We start from the raw sequence: 16,538 nt of genomic DNA, 5'->3' as shown, positions 1-16,538 counted from the left end.
AAGGTCAAGCGAACAGAAAATGCAAATTAATACGAGAAATCATTAATAATACTAAAAAAGCCACAAGGAAAATTAATTTCCTAGTGACTTTCTTCGGGGACGTGGACTTTATAGAGAACATTTTTCCATCTAAAATGACTTTAAATAATTTTTAAATCGTATATATTTGCAATTACCCATTTATTTTTTAATTTAACAAGATCAAGAGTTACATTATATATATTTCGTCCATTTTTATAATTTACTTTAGGACACGTCTTACCAACAAACGTAATTTCATATTTTACATGTATAGTAGCAGTATGATCTTTCTTATTTAAATGGATGACAGATAAATTATCACCGATGAATTTCGCGTCAATTACATTGGACATTATTTTAGTAAAGTAGAAAGAATGTGTGTTAATTTTTAATGAATCAACAACAACAGAGTTATATTTCTCGACGTCTTTCCATTTTATAGCCGTAATATAATTTCTTACAGAATCCTGGACGCTTTGTTCAACGATCACTTCTGTTGAAGCTTCGTCGTCTAATCTTTTCTGTTTTTCTTTTTCAATAGATAGTTTTAATGTTAAGATAATAAGGAAGATTATACCAAAAATTACCAAATATAGAGTGAGTGATTTTTTAGCCATATGAGACCCCTACAACTTTAAATTGATTTAGAAGATTACTAGTTTGAATAGTTTCCAAAACTTGATGACTGGAAATTTAAAACTATATTTATATTATTTATGGAAATATTAATGGCTTAATCAAAAAAATCGCAAGATGTAATAGTTACATCTTGCTTTAATACTGGTTATTAAATGGGGGTGCATTTAAAAAATACTAATGAAGTTATTAATCTTTAGTATCGTTTAATTGCTTGTAAAGAAATCATACCATTATGTTTGACTTTTTTGTATTGGGAAAATTTTTTGAATATAATTTGTCTAAAAATTATCAGAAATTTATATTAATATGTCGGTGAATCTACTAAAATTTAATTATTAGGATGAGATTAAAAATATTAATATAGAATTTATTTATTATTTATCATATGAATTATCTATTTTAAATAAAGATGAACAGGAGATTTAATTATGGATTATGGCATGATGATCTTTCATCATCGAAAGAAATTAGGTTGGACTCAGGAGAAATTATGTGAAGGGATTTGTTCTGTTTCACACTTAAGTAAAATTGAAAATGGTACAAAAGAAGCTGGTATAGAAACGATTGGGTTACTTTTAAAGAAGATGCAAGTCGAGATAGATGAGAATGACATTATAGATGAAGTGACTATTCAGCTCAAACGATTATGGAATTCTATAGAGCGAGCTGACTATGACTCAAGCAAAATGCTATATGAAGAATTAATCAATAAAGAAGAAAAGATAAATTATACTAATATATCAAACGATTTTTATATTACAATTTGGAGATATTATATTTTTATCGAAGATCTTAAAAAAGCAAAGAAAAAATGGAAACAACTTGAAGCAAAAATGAAGAAATTTTCCCAATATGAATCAATAAAATATTTGTTTACACTATCAATATATTACATAAAAGAAAAAAGATACAATGATTCACTTCAAGTAATGGATGAAGTCCAAGAAATTACACCGAACCTTGAAATTGATTTTCAAGAATACTGCTTTTATAGAGCTTTAGTATACAGTTATATTAATCAGACCTCTTTATCAATGTATTTTTGTAATAAGGCAATCCCTATTTTTCTACAAAATAATAATATTAAACGAATTCTAGATGCAAAAATGTTACTTTCACTTCAATTAATTAAAAGTAAGTTATTAGATCGAGCTGAGCAATTTCTAATCGAAATACTAGATGCTTCTGTAATACTAAGCGATAAAACGATACAAATGAGCGCATTACATAATTTAGGCTATTTATACTATCATTCTAGTCAACATAAAAAGGCGATTAGATATTATGAAGAATACTTATCGAACATACAAGAGGGAACTGAGGAGTATTTTTTAGTCATTTCAAATATAGCTAACAATATGATGATCATGAACAATTACGAGACTGCTACTCAATTGTTATGCGAAAATCTATCTAAAATAAAAGATAGAAATAGTGCATCTTATATTAGAATGAAAGTTTTATTACTTGAAGCAAAAAAGGATGAGGCTAATTTAGTGACTTATTTACGTAAAATTGCTTTGCCATTATGGATTGAATATAATGACCACGAAAAATTAATTAAATATTATGGGGTTGTTGCAGATTACTATGAAAAACACGAATCATTAGAAAATCAAAACTTGTTATATAAAGAATACAATAACACTCTATTAAAAATAATCGAAAGCAGGAAATAACAAGATGAGAAGAATATCCAGCATTATAACAATATTGTGTATGATGACTGTATTATCTATGAATTATGAGCCAAACTTAGTTTCAGGCGGAACTGACACTGCGATTGTTTCAACTGATTCTGAAAGTCCAATTTTCTCAGACGATGGGCAAACAAACGGTTCTTTTGACGGAGAGATTCAACTATTCAATCGATGGAATCGTTGTTTTGTTGATGAACCAATTCATCCTAAAGTAGAAAAAAATTTATTTTTTAGAACTAAATAAATTGATAAATAAGTATCATACATTCAGTGTGGTGCTTTTTTAATTAGGAGGGAACTTTTATGGTTTTTGATGATTGTTTTAAAATAAATGAGATAATGAAAGGGTTTAATAAAGGATGGTATATTGCTGGTGGATGGGCAATTGACCTTTATTTAGATAAGGAAACGAGAAAACATCATGATATTGAATTCGCGATTGCCCGTAAGGATCAATTAAGTCTGAAAGAGTATTTAAATGAGTGGACGTTTAATAAAGTCCTTAAAGGGGAATTAACAAATTGGAAGAATGAATATCTAGAATTACCAATCCATGAATTGCATGGTAGGAATGATCAGACGAATAGTGAGTTAGAAGTCTTACTAAATGAAATTGAATTCAATGAGTGGAAATTTAGAAGAGATAAATCGATTACTTGTAAACTAGACTCATTTTACAGCTTTTCAAAAGAGGGTATTCCATACTTAAATCCTGAAATAGTACTTTTATATAAGGTTAGTAATACGAGGGAAAAAGATCACGAGGATTTTAAAAATGTGATTAATTCATTGAACGAGTTCCAGAAAAAGTGGTTGCGTGAAGCAATTTTGCGCCATCATCCTAATCATGAATGGTTAGATGGGTTAAACTAATAATTTGAGGGAGTGAGCCTTGATGGAAATCTTGATAAGACCAGTAGAAATAAGTGATGCGAAAGCACTTCATAGGATATGCACTCAAGAAAATGTTTTTCCATATATGATTTTTTTACCTAGTATGAGAGTAGACATGATGGAAAATAGAATTAGAAACTTACAAGCAAATGAATATGAATTTGTAGCTGAATGTAATGGAGATGTAGTAGGGTTAGTTGGTTTAGTGCAAAGAACTGGTCGCAGGTCTCATGTAGGAGATTTATTTATTGCGTCTGATGGAAATCATCATAATAAGGGAATTGGGAAGGCTTTGCTTACGAAAGTATTAGACTTGGCTGATCATTGGTTAATGCTTGAAAGAGTAGAGTTAGGAGTATTGGAAACAAATCCTAGGGCACAAGCATTATATGAAAAGTTTGGTTTTAAGGTTGAGGGAGTTAAGAAGGGGAATATAAAAGCAAATGGTCGGTTTGTTGATGAAATTATGATGGCGCGATTGAGGCCGGATGGTGCACTATTATAGAACGCAAACCGGGCGAGTTGATGCCCGGTTCTTTTTATTTGAAAAAAAGCTTTTTTAATTGAATTAGTACGAGAGTGTTTCTTTCATAAACGCAGATGTACTACTATTCATGCCATTAGATTATTAATCTCATTTGCAGCCCGGATCCCAGATTCAATAGCACCTTGTATCCAAGCATGAGAACGTGAAGTATGTTCACCTGCGAAATGCAGTCTTCCTTCAGGACTACTTATATATGAATTGAGTTCTTCCTCTTGCCCAGGCTCAAAAAATGAAAAAGCACCAACAGAAAATGAATTTTGACTCCAGTTAAAGGAAGTTCCCCTTACGAATTCAGTATACACTTGGTTTCCCCATATTTTAGACAAGTCTCGTAAAGTATAAAAAATACGTTCTTCTTCTGTTAAACTACTTAGCGTTAGCGCCTCATCTGCCCAAGTGTAGCTTGCGTTTACTACAGCATGCCCTGGTTTCCCAATATCAATGCTAGGATAGAGTGCAAGTCTACTAGGTAAATCAGTTGTAGATTTACCGCCGAATTGACCGTGTTTTTCCCAAAATCTACTTTTAAATTCTATTCCAATTTTCGTTGCAGACATGTAGTTAATTTCTCTAATTGCTTTACGTTTATAGTAAGAAACCGAGTTGAATGGTTCAATTTCTACAAATCTTAAGAGAGAAAATGGAATAGCGATAATGGCAAGGTCAGCGTTTAGCGTGAATTGTTTAGAGGTTTTATTATCAGTCGTTTGTATGGTTACAAATTTATCGTTTTGAATAATTTTCATCAGCTTTTGGTTGAGATGAATATTATCTTTTAATTGTGGCAGAAACGCTTTTGGTAATAGATCCATACCACCTGTTATTTCATAAAATTTTGTTGCTGAATTAAAAGCGACCTGTTCCCTTAATACCTCTAAAAAGGACATCCCCATAAATGCTTCAAAATCAAGGAGCACACCAATCATGTCGACTGCTCCTACTGAAAAATAGGAATTTAAAAAAGAACCAAATGAAATATTGCCATATTTCTTTTCGACTATTTCCCAATTCGTTAATGGATTTACATTAATAAAATCGATATATGGCTGCAATGCTTGATTCAATAAAGCATTTGAAGTTTTACCTTTTTCGTTTTGTGCTACTGGATAATTTAAAATGTCAGGATTAATTTTATAGTTAGCTTCATTCGTCATTATTCCGTTTGCATAAATAATATCGTTTGGCGTTTCATTAATAAACTCATTTACTGGCAATTTAAACTTTCGAATATATTCTAAAGTCAAATGATGTATATTGGGGATTCGTAAAGGTCCTGCGTTTAAATATAGACCATTACTAAAGGGAGAGCGCAACGTATAGGCACGACCTCCAATTCGATCATTTGCCTCAATAATCGTAACTTGATGCCCCGCATCTTTTAGTAAAGAAGCAGCGGTTAATCCGGCCATACCTGCGCCTACTATCACTACTTTTTTGGAGAATTGGGTTTTTCTAAGACCGCTTCGAATAATAGAAATCATTTGATCCGTAGTTAGTGGGAAATTTGTCATAGATTCTCCTCCTTTACAATTCATTCATTTCATTTTATTCACATTCAGGATAACGTATGAAAGTTTGGGGCCGGACAAATTATAAAAATCTTTACAAGAATAGAGGAGAATCCTGTCAAAAAATCTAATAAATAGTAGTGACTTACTTGTACTTTATTTACATTCATTCTTAAGCCGTAGCCTGATTGATACTAGAGGATGTTATCTAGATTTTTTAATTTCCATAAAATGAGAGTGTTAGAAGTTCTTATTTGGAGGTTAAAAAATGAAAAAATTAATTATGTCCGTACTATTAATAATTACTGCGGCCTTCGTTGTTACCGGTTGCTCAATCGTAAACAATGGTAAGGTGAAGGAAGAGACAATTTCAATTCATAAAGATCAAGCAAAGAATTTGGATGTAAGTTTAGACTTAGGTGCCGGATCAATGAATGTTTCTAAAGGAACTAAAAACTGGGTAGAGGGAAAGGCAGAATATAATAATAAAAGTTTTAAACCGGATGTATCATACAAACTTAAAAATTCTACTGGTGATGTAAAAGTTGATCAGTCTAAACATCATTTATCAAAAATGAAAATCGGGAAAATAAAGAGTGAGTGGGATCTGAAGCTTTCGGATAAAATTCCGCTCGATTTAAATGTAAACACAGGTGCGTCAAAGACAAATCTTGATTTGCGTGGTTTGAAGTTAAATAAATTAAATATAAATGCAGGTGTCGGAGAACTTAATGTCAACTTAGGAGGAAACTGGAAGAACAGTTTTGAAACAAATATTAAAACGGGAATCGGTAAAACGACTGTTGTATTGCCTTCAAATGTTGGTGTAAAAGTTAAATTAAGTAAAGGAATTGGAAAAGCAAACGTTATCGATTTAATTTCGAAAGGTAATGGAGTTTACGTTAATGAAGCATATGACGATGCTAAAATTAAATTAGAAGTTAATATGGATATTGGGGTAGGAGAAGTAACCTTCAAATTAGATTGAAACAAAACGGAAGAATAGTAGAAAAGTAAATTAATAATAACATGTATCGTCCAAGGAGGAGTTTTATGATTAAAAACGCAGTTGAATCGGTTATAGATTGTATGGCATCAGGTAATGGGATGTCTGACATACAAAGAATCCAAACAGAGCATCGTTTTAAATTAGTTGAATTTTGGAATATAAAAGAAGGAAGTAAAGTACTTGAAATAGGCTGTGGTCAAGGAGATACGACTGCCGTTTTAGCATACGTAGTCGGGGGAAATGGATTAGTTTATGGAGTTGATATAGGTTCAAAAACATATGGAAGTCCAATTTCATTAGGAGACTCAGCAGAATTTTTAATGAAATCGAAATTAGGGAATCAATTAAAGATGGAGTTTGAAGTTGACTTATTATCACCGTCTATTGATTTTTTAGAAAATGAATTTGATTATATCGTAATGTCTCACTGCTCATGGTATTTCAAATCACAAGAAGAGTTTGGGACATTATTAACTAAAATTAAAAAATGGGGCAAAACATTATGCTTTGCTGAATGGGACACAAGAGTTAGCTCAATTGAGCAGTACCCACATTTATTATCGATTTTAATTCAAGCTCAATACGAATCATTTAAACAAGATAGTGAATCTAATGTTCGAACTCTTTTAACTCCGAATGATATAAAAACTATTTGTGAAAGCTCCGGCTGGAACATAATTAATGAGACAGCAATATTTTCACCACAATTACATGATTGTAATTGGGAAATTAATAAAACATTATCAGATATTGATGTTGAACTAAGTAATGTTGAAGCCATGCCAAGTAAATTAACGGGACTGATTCGATCAGAAGTTAAAATTCTAGAAGATTTTATTGCGAATAATGAAATCAAGCCATTATCGATATTTGCTTTTACAGCGCAATAAATTTATTTAATACATCTAAAAAGAAAAAGCATCTGTTGCTAGATGCTTTTTTTATTACTGTGGATGATAATTTCTTTGATAAACATACTGGTAACTGTGGTAGTAATCTTGAAATAAGTAAATTGCTAAAACAGATTGTAGCGGTATATTAACTTTTTTATATTTTCGCTGTCTAGGAATAAAAGTTTCGGTATGGCTCTGTCTTACTTCAAAAGAACTCGATTCAGGAGCAGTGAGGTCTTCTGGGACAAGTAAGTTTGCGCTATTTGAGTCATTATCTAATAAAACCCCATCTAATAATGCACTTTCAGTAGTTTGAAATACTACATGGCAGAGTCGATATTTTTTACATTTCTCTTCCATATTTCGAATATGATCCATGAAATCCCTCCCAATCTTATTCATTACATAATGTATGAAACAAGATAAAGGACTAGAATATTGTCCAAACTAATAATTGAACCGAACAAATATGAAAAAATGAGAATGAGATGTTTCCAAGTTGTAAATTTTTTGTATTTAAATAAAAAACGTTTAGTAATTCGTTAAAGAGACATCTATAATTTTTCCTAAGGAAATAGAAAAAGCCATAAGTAAAAAAACATAAATTATGAATTTAGGTGAGGTAATTGCAAGGGAAAGTATTAATTGTAGATGATGAAAAAAGTATAGTAGATCCTTTAACATATGCATTTCGTAGAGAAGGATATGATGTAGAAAACGCATTTAATGGAAAAGAAGCACTAGAAAAAATCTCGACTTTTAATCCGGATATTCTAATCTCGGATATTATGATGCCTGTAATGAATGGTTTGGATTTATGTAAACAAATTGGTAATAAAGATGGACTTGGCATTATTTTACTTACAGCAAAAGATGATATTATTGATCGTGTTTTAGGATTAGAGTTTGGAGCAGACGATTATATAACAAAACCATTTGATATTAGAGAATTAATAGCTAGAACTAGATCGCTACTTCGAAGATTAAAAAAGCAATCATCTTCTGATGAAAATAAATCGATTTCAATTAATAAGCTTCAAGTCATTCCGTCTCAAAGAAAAGTTATTATTGATGGCACAAATATTGAATTAACCCCTAAGGAATTTGACTTACTAGTATTATTAATTTCAAATATTGATCGAATTTATAGTCGAGATGAATTATTAGATTTAGTATGGGGGATTGAGTATATCGGTGGTACAAGAACAGTCGATATTCATATCCAACGCTTACGAAAAAAGCTTGGGAATTCATACCAACATATCGTTCAAACTGTTTTTGGGGTTGGATATAAAATATCAAGTGAAACGAAATGAAATTAAGTATAAAAGTTAAGTCGAGCTTATTTTTAGCTGCATTATTAGTAGGAACTGTTATTGTATTAAGTATTTTAGTCCTTCAAGGAATCAAACAAAATCAGCAAAAACAAACGGAAGAAACACTGGCTAGGCAAAGTAAGCTAGCAAACGTATATGTAAAGCAGGTTTATTTAAGTCAAACATTAGATAACCCTCAAGAGTTTTATAAACAATATGGTCGAGAAATAGCTAGACAAATTGGAATTATTAGTAGTCTTCATGTCACGATTTTTAATATGTCAGGAAAAGTTGTAGGAGATTCTCTTCCATTAGAATCTACTGATATAGGAGATACATTGAGCTATGCATTAAAAGGTAAAATTGCTTATCAGGAAAAAGGTGATACATTATCATATTTTGCACCTATTTATAATGCGAATAAACAAATCGGAGTTGTTCAATTCGATTATTCATTAATAAATAATCAGGAGTTTTATGATAATACAATTAATCTTTTTATTAAAATTGGTTTAGTTACTACTATTCTTAGTTTTATTATTGGATATTTCTTTTTTAATTCGCTCGTTATGAGTATTTTAAAACTTAGGAAAGTAACAGAGGAAATTAAATTAGGAAACTATCCAGAACGATCAATTTTAAGTCGAAAAGATGAATTAGGCTATTTAAGCCAAGCCATTTTCTATATGAGTAATGAAATTCAAAGTAATATAAAAGGCATTCAACAAGAAAAAGAAAATCTTCAACTTGCAGTGGAAAAACTGAAAATTTTAGAAAAACAACAAAAACAATTCATAGGCTCAATTACACATGAATTTAAAACGCCTCTGACAGTTATAAGGGCTTATATTGACTTATTAGACATGTATTCAGATGATCCGAAATTATTAGAAGAAGCGATCAGTAATATCGGAAAGGAATCACTTCGCCTTTACGATATGGTAGAAAAAATTTTAAAGTTAGCAGAACTTGAGAAATATGACTTTGAAATTGAGAAAGAAGCAGTCGATATAAAGTCTCTTTTAGAAGATATCTGTTCAAGAATGAAAGGGAAAATGACAAAGTTTGGATTAGCGATTCATACAAATTTTGAACATGCAACGATTTTAATCGATAAAGAAAGCTTTACATTAATTATGATGAATTTATTAGACAATGCAATTAAGTATAATAAACCGAATGGTGAAATAAGTGTTTCAAATATCGTAGAAAATAACCAGTTAATTATTAATGTAACTGATACGGGAATTGGAATTTCTCCTACGGTAGTCGATAAAATATTTGAACCATTTTTTACTGTAAATAAGGATCGTTCGCGACAATCTGGAGGTTCTGGGCTAGGGCTTGCATTAACAAAAGATTTAATTGAAAAGCAAAATGGTACGATTCAAGTCGAATCAATTGAAGGTAGCGGATCAAGTTTTATCATTACATTTCCTATTGTGAAATGAAAAATTTACAAGTTGGAAACATGATTTGTTAAAAATTGAAACATCCTAAAATTATCATATAGTTAGTAATGGGCGTAGGGGAGTGATGTGGTGTTCAATAAGATTATGGTTAACGTGATAGTTCTTGTTAGTACAATTTTATTAATATCTGGTTGTCAAAGTCAAAATGACAATATCGTAATCGAAAAAAAGCATAAAAAGATTACCGTATTAACTGGAAATGAAGAAGTTGTAACAAATGAATTGGCTCTTGAAAAAATCGATCGATATGAAGGTGTGCGGGGGACAGATTGGTTAGATGATCATACGATTTTAACCGAGCAAAAAAATACGAGTTTACCAAAAAACGTGATGACAGAAAATGGTAATTATACTTATCATATTAACTTGTTTTCTTATGATTTAAAAACGAATAAATCGAAAGCATTAGTCAGTGAGGAGCACGATCAAGTTGGTGCTGTCATTTCGCCTGATAAAAAGCATATTTTCTATAAACAAACAGAGGATGGAAATACTGGCACTGGTTATATTATAAGTTCTGAAGGAACTGAAAAGGTTAAAGTGTCAGAACCAGATACAATCTATGCATTTGCAACAGAAGGACGATGGATTGATAATAATACAATCATTTATTCAACTTTATCTCGTCAGATGTATTCAGCTGATCTAACTGGACATGTGAAAGAAATCAATCCGAGCTTAGATCAGGTTAATGAAATTAGAAAAAAATATGGTGAACAAAATGTCGAGTGGGTGATTCCAGCACCTGATCAAAAGCAATATGCGATTGTTAGAAAAATTACACCGACAAAAAGAGAGTTATTTATTACGGATGAAAAGGGCCGAAAAACTGCCTCTTTAGCAACGGGGACGCAAATTTTTGGTTCAGGCTGGTCCCCAAACTCTAAAACGCTAGCTTTTTCCGTTATTTCGGAAGATAAAGGAGAAAGAGGATTATTTGTAATCGATGTCAAATCTAGAAAGATAACACAATTATCGACTGATTTAGATGAGATCGCAGGACCAATTACTTGGAGTCCGTCAGGCAATAAACTATTAGTTTCTAAAGTAATGATGAAAGATAACAAAAATGTGTTTGTAGCATATGTATTAACTTTGAAAAACTAAGAAATGACAAAAGTTTCTTCTATAGAAAGTGAGAGATTTTACTCACTTTCTCTTTTTTTACACATTAAGGAAGTATAGATTGGCAACTGTGAAGAAAAATCTCCATAGTTTCATTTTATTAAAAAATTCGTTCAATGGTCGTAGAAATAGGCAAGATATTTGTTCGAACAAGTAGCTGAACTTTTTCCCTATAATTCTAGCAAATATATATAAAGGAGAAATAAAATCATATGAGGAGTCGAAAGGTTAAGAACACCGAGAAAAGAAAAAGTAACAAAGTAATTGGTTGGATTATGGTGCTGGCACTATTTGGATGTATATCAGTGTTTAGCTATTATGTTTATGAGAAAATTTATGTAGAAGAAAACAGTATAGTTAAAAGCAATCATAATAATAAAGTAGGCAATGCTCCAAAACCGATAAAAAAGCCGGAGATCAAACCTCCTGTTCAAAAGCCTGAAAATCACAATACAACAAAACCTCAAAACGTCGAAACGACGATTAAAATTAGTGCAGCTGGAGACTTTACGCTTGGATCAGATGTGAACTTTCAATATGTAAACTCTTTTCCGGCAGAAGCAAATAAAAATGGATTAGTGTATTTTACAAAAGGATTAAATAATATATTTAAACAAGATGATTTATCGACTGTTAATTTAGAAACGACATTTACAAATGCTACAAAAAGAGCATCAAAAACGTTTCGCTTTAAAGGTAAACCGGCTTACGCGAATATTTTAAATCTAAGTGGTATTGAAGCGGTTAATCTAGCTAACAACCATATTTATGATTATTTACAAAAAGGCTATGAAGATACAATAAACACTTTAAAGAAGCAAAAAATTGGTTATTTTGGTTATGACAATCAATATGTAACCACAATTAAAGGTGTAAAAGTAGCTGCCCTCGGTTATGAAGGTTGGAATGATTCACCTGATTTAAGAGTTAAAATCAATAATGATATTCAAAACTTGCGAAAAAATGGCGTGAAAATCATCATTATTCATTTCCATTGGGGAATCGAACGAGATTATGTACCAAATAGTATTCAAAAGGATTTAGCACATTATTCGATTGACCACGGAGCAAATTTAATTGTTGGACACCACCCGCACGTCGTCCAAGGGATCGAAGAATACAAAGGGAAATTTATCGTCTATAGTTTAGGAAACTTTATGTTTGGTGGAAATAAAAATCCAAAAGATAAAGATACATTTGTTTTCCAACAAACATTTCATTTAACTAATGGAGTACTCTCTAATCAAAAGGAAATTAAAGTTGTGCCATTTTCTATTTCCTCGGTAACTAGTCGAAATAATTATCAGCCATTATATTTAAAAGGATCAGAAGCACAAAGAGTTAAGAAAAAAATTATTTATCTTTCAAATAAAATCAAAGGATCAAATTGGACTAAATATGAAAAAAATTAGATTAGAAATTAGGTTTAGCTAATGTCTTTAATCCAGTTCTAATGGTTAGTGCAATCGTTATGGGTATTAGTCCTTATTTACTGTAATACTGTTATTTTTGGAAGGAAAATCCTTTTTTATATCGAATCAAAAGAATAACCTAATAGAGTTAATTGCCAAATAAAATTTAGGAGGAATAAGAATGGATGTAAAGTTTATTGCGTTCCTTGGTTTTATTTTCGTTTCCTTGATTTTATCAGTCTGGTTAGAGGTTAAAATGCAAAGAAAAACAAAAAATGTACTAGCTACAATGTCGATTGCATTTAATATTAATCTCTTCATCTTAGGATTTGCGAGTATTTGGTGGTTACTTCATGCTACTGATAGTGCGAGTGTAATTTCAGGCGTTCAGTTATTATTAGCAGCATTTTTAGGAATATTTTTAGTGAATATCGGTGTATTCTTTTTTGTAAGACATAGAGCAGTTTCGTAATTAAAAATGCTCTATTAGTGTATAGCATTACTCCAATTTAAGGGGTAATGCTTTTTATATGTATGGGACAAATTGAAAAAGTGAGGGGAAATAATGCAGTTATCTATTAAAGAAATGACAGATTCTTATGCAATTGAAATTGTTAATTGGAGATATGTGCCACCATACGATTTTTATAATATTAAGTCGGGAAAAGAAGAATTAGATGAATTGTTAAACAATCAATATAAAGCAATAATTGACCAAAATGAGAACCTAGTAGGATTTTATTGCAGCGGACAGGCTGCTCAAGTTCCAAAAGGAAACGAGTTTGGTGTATATAACGAAACATTGATTGATATCGGTTTAGGTGTTAGACCAGAATTAACAGGAAAAGGCTTAGGAAGTCAATTTTTCAAATTTATTCTTATAGATATCGAGGATACAACAAAACATTCCTCGTTTAGATTAACAGTTGCAAAGTTTAATTCAAGAGCAATTCGACTATATGAAAATTTTATCTTCACAAAAGAAAAAGAGTTTCATACTGAGCGCGCAGAATTTATAACGATGGTTAGAAGAGGGAATAAAATTAGTTAGCTAAAGAGAAAAATATGGACATAAAATGTGATTGACATGAAACCAAATGGTTATATATAATTTGAAATATAACTAAAAGGTTTTATATTAATTTGAAAGAAGGGTCTATATGGGAGTACAAAACCAAGTAGAAGATATTAAACAAACACTAATATACAATGCACCTATTCAAAAAGTATGGCAGGTAGTATCAACTTCAGAAGGTATTGCGGCCTGGTTTATGCCGAATGATTTTCAACCAACAGTAGGGCATGAATTTCATTTGCAAGGACCATTCGGTGCATCTCCTTGTAAGGTATTAGAAATTGATGAACCAAACCTAGTATCATTTTCTTGGGATGTTGACGGATGGGTAGTATCATTTATTTTAAAAGATTTAGGTGAACAAACTGAATTTACTTTAATTCATAGTGGCTGGAAAACTGCAGACGAAATTCTTCCAAAACCAAATCAAAAAAGTGCGATTGTCCGCGACAATATGAATGGTGGTTGGACAGGTATTGTTCAAAAACTTAAAAAGGTTGTTGAAAACTAGTGTCCAGTTCTGCACAAAAATATGACGTTTTTCAAGCAATCGCGGATCCTACGAGAAGAGAAGTACTTAAATTATTAGCAAATAATGAACTACCTATCTCTGAAATATCAAGTAATTTTCCAATGAGTCGAACAGCAATTGCAAAACATCTCCATATTCTTTCAGAAGCTGAACTAATAAGTGGAAGAAAAGTTGGCAGAGAAAGAAGATACAAACTTCAGCCAGAAGCATTTTTAGAAATCAAACAATGGTTATCCTACTACGAACAATTTTGGGCAAATAAATTATCAATTTTACAACATCTTGTTGAAAATAATGAAGACCAAAGCATAAAAATAGTTAAAGCGAAAAAAGATCATATTGAAGATTAATTCATGAGGGCGTCCCGAAATTTTATTGGGACACTCTTTTTTTTTGAGGAGCATACGGGGATCATGAGTAAGTAAAACAGCGAAAAAAAGCAAAAGTGTTACTCATAGAAGGCTCATGAGTAAGTAAAACAATCAAAAAAAGAGAAAGTGTTACTCATGGAAGGTTCATGAGTAAGTAAAACAGCAAAAAGAAGAGAAAGTGTTACTCATAAAGAGCTTATGAGTAAGTAAAATAGGAAAAAGAAGGAAAAGTGTTACTCATGGAAGGTTCATGAGTAAGTAAAACAGGAAAAAGAAGCAAAAGTGATACTCATGGAGTGTTCATGAGTAAGTAAAACAGCGAAAAGAAGAGGAAGTGTTACTCATAGAAGGTTCATGAGTAAGTAAAACAGCCAAAAAAAGCAAAAGTGTTACTCATGGAGGGTCAATGAGTAAGTAAAACAGGAAAAAGAATCAAAAGTGTTACTCATAAAGGGCTCATGAGTAAGTAAAACAGGAAAAAGAAGCAAAAGTGTTACTCATAAAGGGCTCATGAGTAGTAAAACAGAAAAATGAAGAAAAAATCTAACTCATAAAGGGGCGATCACCCTGTAGTAGAAATCAAATTCAGGAGCCAACCTTTACAAAAATTTGATATTAATCAACAAGAGTATTTATAACAACTTGAAAATGAACCTAAACCAGGTTCGTTTTTTTACATAGACATTTTTAATTATATCTATATAATGAAATAATGTGACAAAAAATATTATGTGGTTCATATTTAAGGGGTTTTATAATGCATAAAGGAATATATATATTAGCTATTGCAACATTTGTAGCGGGAACTGTTGAGTTTATTATTACCGGTTTACTGTCAATGATTGCTGGGGATTTACATGTTTCGGTTGGAGCCGTTGGTCAATTGGTTTCAATTTTCTCGGTAGTCTTTGCATTTGGTGCTCCTGTTTTTATCGCGGTTACTTCAAAAATGGAGCGTAAGAAATTACTGTTAATCGCATTAACCGTATTCTTCTTTGGAAATATTGTTTCTATTATTAGTCCAAATTTTGCTGTTTTATTGATTGCACGTATAATTCTTGCAGCAAGCTGCTCGGTTGTAATCGTTGTTTCAATAACGACTGCAGCAAATATTGTTTCTTCTGAAATTAGAGGTAGAGCAATTGGGGTTATTTTTATGGGAATCAGTTCTTCTTTAGTTTTTGGTGTTCCATTAGGTACAGTAATTGGAGAAAATTTTGGTTGGAGAATGACATTTGTTTTGGTAGGTTTATTAAGTTTACTGTCTATGTTAGGAATATATAAATTTTTACCAAAAGTTGAAGGTCAGCCTACGATCCCATTGATTAAGCAAGTAGCGACACTTAAAAATAAAAGTATTTTATCGATCCAACTTATTTCATTTTTACAGTTAACAGGACACTTTACAATCTACACTTACTTTACTCCATACTTAATTAAAACGATGGGATTATCTACTAACATGATTAGTATTGTTTTATTAGTATTTGGTATGGCAGGAATTTTAGGTGGATGGTTAGGTGGTTGGTCTACTGATAAATTTGGTGGAAGTAAAACGATCGTATTTAATTTAGGGTTATTGGCTATTTCGATTTTAACTCTAACATTCGCACCGAGTTCAATCATTAGTTTATTTATTATTGTTATCATATGGGGTACTGTATCATGGTCAATTAGTCCAGCAGTTCAAGATAGCCTTGCGAAAGTAGCTAAAGAGTCAGCAGATATACAAGTTGGATTAAATAACTCTTTTTCACATACTGGAATTGCTTTAGGTTCAAGCTTAGGTGGTATTCTAATTACTCAGTATCATGTAACAATGAATGCATTAGTAGGTGGTATTATCGTTATTTTTGCTTTATTTTCTGCAATTTACTCTTTTGTTCAAACAAATAAAGTGAAAGCAAGTACAAATTAATATGTATATATAAACGATGTAATTTTTATTGCATCGTTTTTTTGTCATTTATTTTTCAGAATTGGACATTCTAATAGTGACATAAAACTACTATGAATTAGAAGGT

The 16,538-nt window shown here is 31.3% G+C and carries 18 protein-coding genes; 15 read left to right on the top strand and 3 right to left on the bottom strand.

What is annotated here, in order from left to right; all coding sequences use genetic code 11:
• Positions 1–140: 140 nt before the first annotated feature.
• A complete protein-coding gene (locus tag CN601_RS15155; RefSeq protein WP_098171504.1) occupies positions 141–638 on the bottom strand; it encodes a hypothetical protein in 498 nt (165 codons plus the stop codon).
• 450 nt (positions 639–1,088) lie between these two features.
• On the opposite strand from CN601_RS15155, the gene CN601_RS15150 reads away from it, so the two are divergent.
• The 4 genes from CN601_RS15150 to CN601_RS15135 are packed head-to-tail and all read left to right on the top strand — an operon-like array spanning position 1,089 to position 3,759.
• Positions 1,089–2,339: a helix-turn-helix domain-containing protein gene (locus tag CN601_RS15150; protein ID WP_098171503.1), complete on the top strand. Its 1,251-nt coding sequence runs from the start codon at positions 1,089–1,091 to the stop codon at positions 2,337–2,339.
• A gap of 4 nt (positions 2,340–2,343) precedes the next feature.
• On the top strand, positions 2,344–2,604 hold the full coding sequence (locus CN601_RS15145; RefSeq protein ID WP_142317358.1) for a hypothetical protein: 261 nt from the start codon (positions 2,344–2,346) through the stop codon (positions 2,602–2,604).
• Between the two features lie 59 nt (positions 2,605–2,663).
• Entirely contained in the window at positions 2,664–3,233 is a 570-nt protein-coding gene (locus CN601_RS15140; protein ID WP_098171502.1) for a nucleotidyltransferase domain-containing protein, read from the top strand.
• A 22-nt stretch (positions 3,234–3,255) separates the two neighbouring features.
• Positions 3,256–3,759 carry a GNAT family N-acetyltransferase gene (locus CN601_RS15135; RefSeq protein ID WP_098171501.1) on the top strand — a complete coding sequence of 168 codons (504 nt, stop codon included), beginning with the start codon at positions 3,256–3,258 and terminating at the stop codon, positions 3,757–3,759.
• A 107-nt stretch (positions 3,760–3,866) separates the two neighbouring features.
• Here the strand turns inward: CN601_RS15135 and CN601_RS15130 are convergent, their stop codons facing one another.
• Positions 3,867–5,312, bottom strand: coding sequence for a flavin monoamine oxidase family protein (locus CN601_RS15130; protein WP_142317357.1), 1,446 nt, complete (start codon positions 5,310–5,312; stop codon positions 3,867–3,869).
• A 265-nt stretch (positions 5,313–5,577) separates the two neighbouring features.
• On the opposite strand from CN601_RS15130, the gene CN601_RS15125 reads away from it, so the two are divergent.
• Positions 5,578–6,297 (top strand): toast rack family protein, encoded by a 720-nt coding sequence (locus tag CN601_RS15125; RefSeq protein ID WP_098117071.1) that lies wholly within the window; start codon positions 5,578–5,580, stop codon positions 6,295–6,297.
• A 65-nt stretch (positions 6,298–6,362) separates the two neighbouring features.
• Complete coding sequence (locus CN601_RS15120) at positions 6,363–7,208, top strand: class I SAM-dependent methyltransferase (protein ID WP_098171500.1); 846 nt, start codon at positions 6,363–6,365, stop codon at positions 7,206–7,208.
• Positions 7,209–7,262: 54 nt separating this feature from the next.
• Here CN601_RS15120 and CN601_RS15115 read toward each other — a convergent pair whose 3' ends face one another.
• Entirely contained in the window at positions 7,263–7,589 is a 327-nt protein-coding gene (locus CN601_RS15115) for a hypothetical protein (protein WP_098171499.1), read from the bottom strand.
• 248 nt (positions 7,590–7,837) lie between these two features.
• On the opposite strand from CN601_RS15115, the gene CN601_RS15110 reads away from it, so the two are divergent.
• From CN601_RS15110 to CN601_RS15070, 9 genes are all read left to right on the top strand, one after another.
• Positions 7,838–8,527 carry a response regulator transcription factor gene (locus CN601_RS15110; RefSeq protein WP_098117074.1) on the top strand — a complete coding sequence of 230 codons (690 nt, stop codon included), beginning with the start codon at positions 7,838–7,840 and terminating at the stop codon, positions 8,525–8,527.
• Entirely contained in the window at positions 8,524–9,978 is a 1,455-nt protein-coding gene (locus CN601_RS15105) for a sensor histidine kinase (protein WP_098171498.1), read from the top strand. The genes CN601_RS15110 and CN601_RS15105 overlap by 4 nt, the downstream gene beginning before the upstream one ends.
• Positions 9,979–10,068: 90 nt before the next feature.
• Complete coding sequence (locus CN601_RS15100) at positions 10,069–11,106, top strand: TolB family protein (protein WP_098171497.1); 1,038 nt, start codon at positions 10,069–10,071, stop codon at positions 11,104–11,106.
• A 230-nt stretch (positions 11,107–11,336) separates the two neighbouring features.
• On the top strand, positions 11,337–12,536 hold the full coding sequence (locus CN601_RS15095) for a CapA family protein (protein WP_098171496.1): 1,200 nt from the start codon (positions 11,337–11,339) through the stop codon (positions 12,534–12,536).
• Positions 12,537–12,717: 181 nt separating this feature from the next.
• The gene (locus tag CN601_RS15090) at positions 12,718–13,008 is read left to right on the top strand and encodes a hypothetical protein (protein ID WP_098117078.1); all 291 of its coding nucleotides are present in this window, start codon (positions 12,718–12,720) and stop codon (positions 13,006–13,008) included.
• Positions 13,009–13,101: 93 nt separating this feature from the next.
• Entirely contained in the window at positions 13,102–13,587 is a 486-nt protein-coding gene (locus tag CN601_RS15085; RefSeq protein WP_098171495.1) for a GNAT family N-acetyltransferase, read from the top strand.
• A 109-nt stretch (positions 13,588–13,696) separates the two neighbouring features.
• Positions 13,697–14,122: an SRPBCC family protein gene (locus CN601_RS15080; protein ID WP_098171494.1), complete on the top strand. Its 426-nt coding sequence runs from the start codon at positions 13,697–13,699 to the stop codon at positions 14,120–14,122.
• A complete protein-coding gene (locus tag CN601_RS15075; RefSeq protein WP_098171493.1) occupies positions 14,122–14,493 on the top strand; it encodes an ArsR/SmtB family transcription factor in 372 nt (123 codons plus the stop codon). Before CN601_RS15080 ends, CN601_RS15075 begins: the two co-directional genes overlap by 1 nt.
• Positions 14,494–15,271: 778 nt before the next feature.
• On the top strand, positions 15,272–16,432 hold the full coding sequence (locus tag CN601_RS15070) for an MFS transporter (RefSeq protein WP_098171492.1): 1,161 nt from the start codon (positions 15,272–15,274) through the stop codon (positions 16,430–16,432).
• Positions 16,433–16,538 lie beyond the last annotated feature (106 nt).

The organism is Bacillus sp. AFS017336 (assembly GCF_002555445.1).
Classification (GTDB): domain Bacteria; phylum Bacillota; class Bacilli; order Bacillales; family Bacillaceae_G; genus Gottfriedia.
The sequence above is the reverse complement of the archived record's forward strand: the minus strand, read 5'-3'. Positions and strand labels throughout refer to the sequence as shown.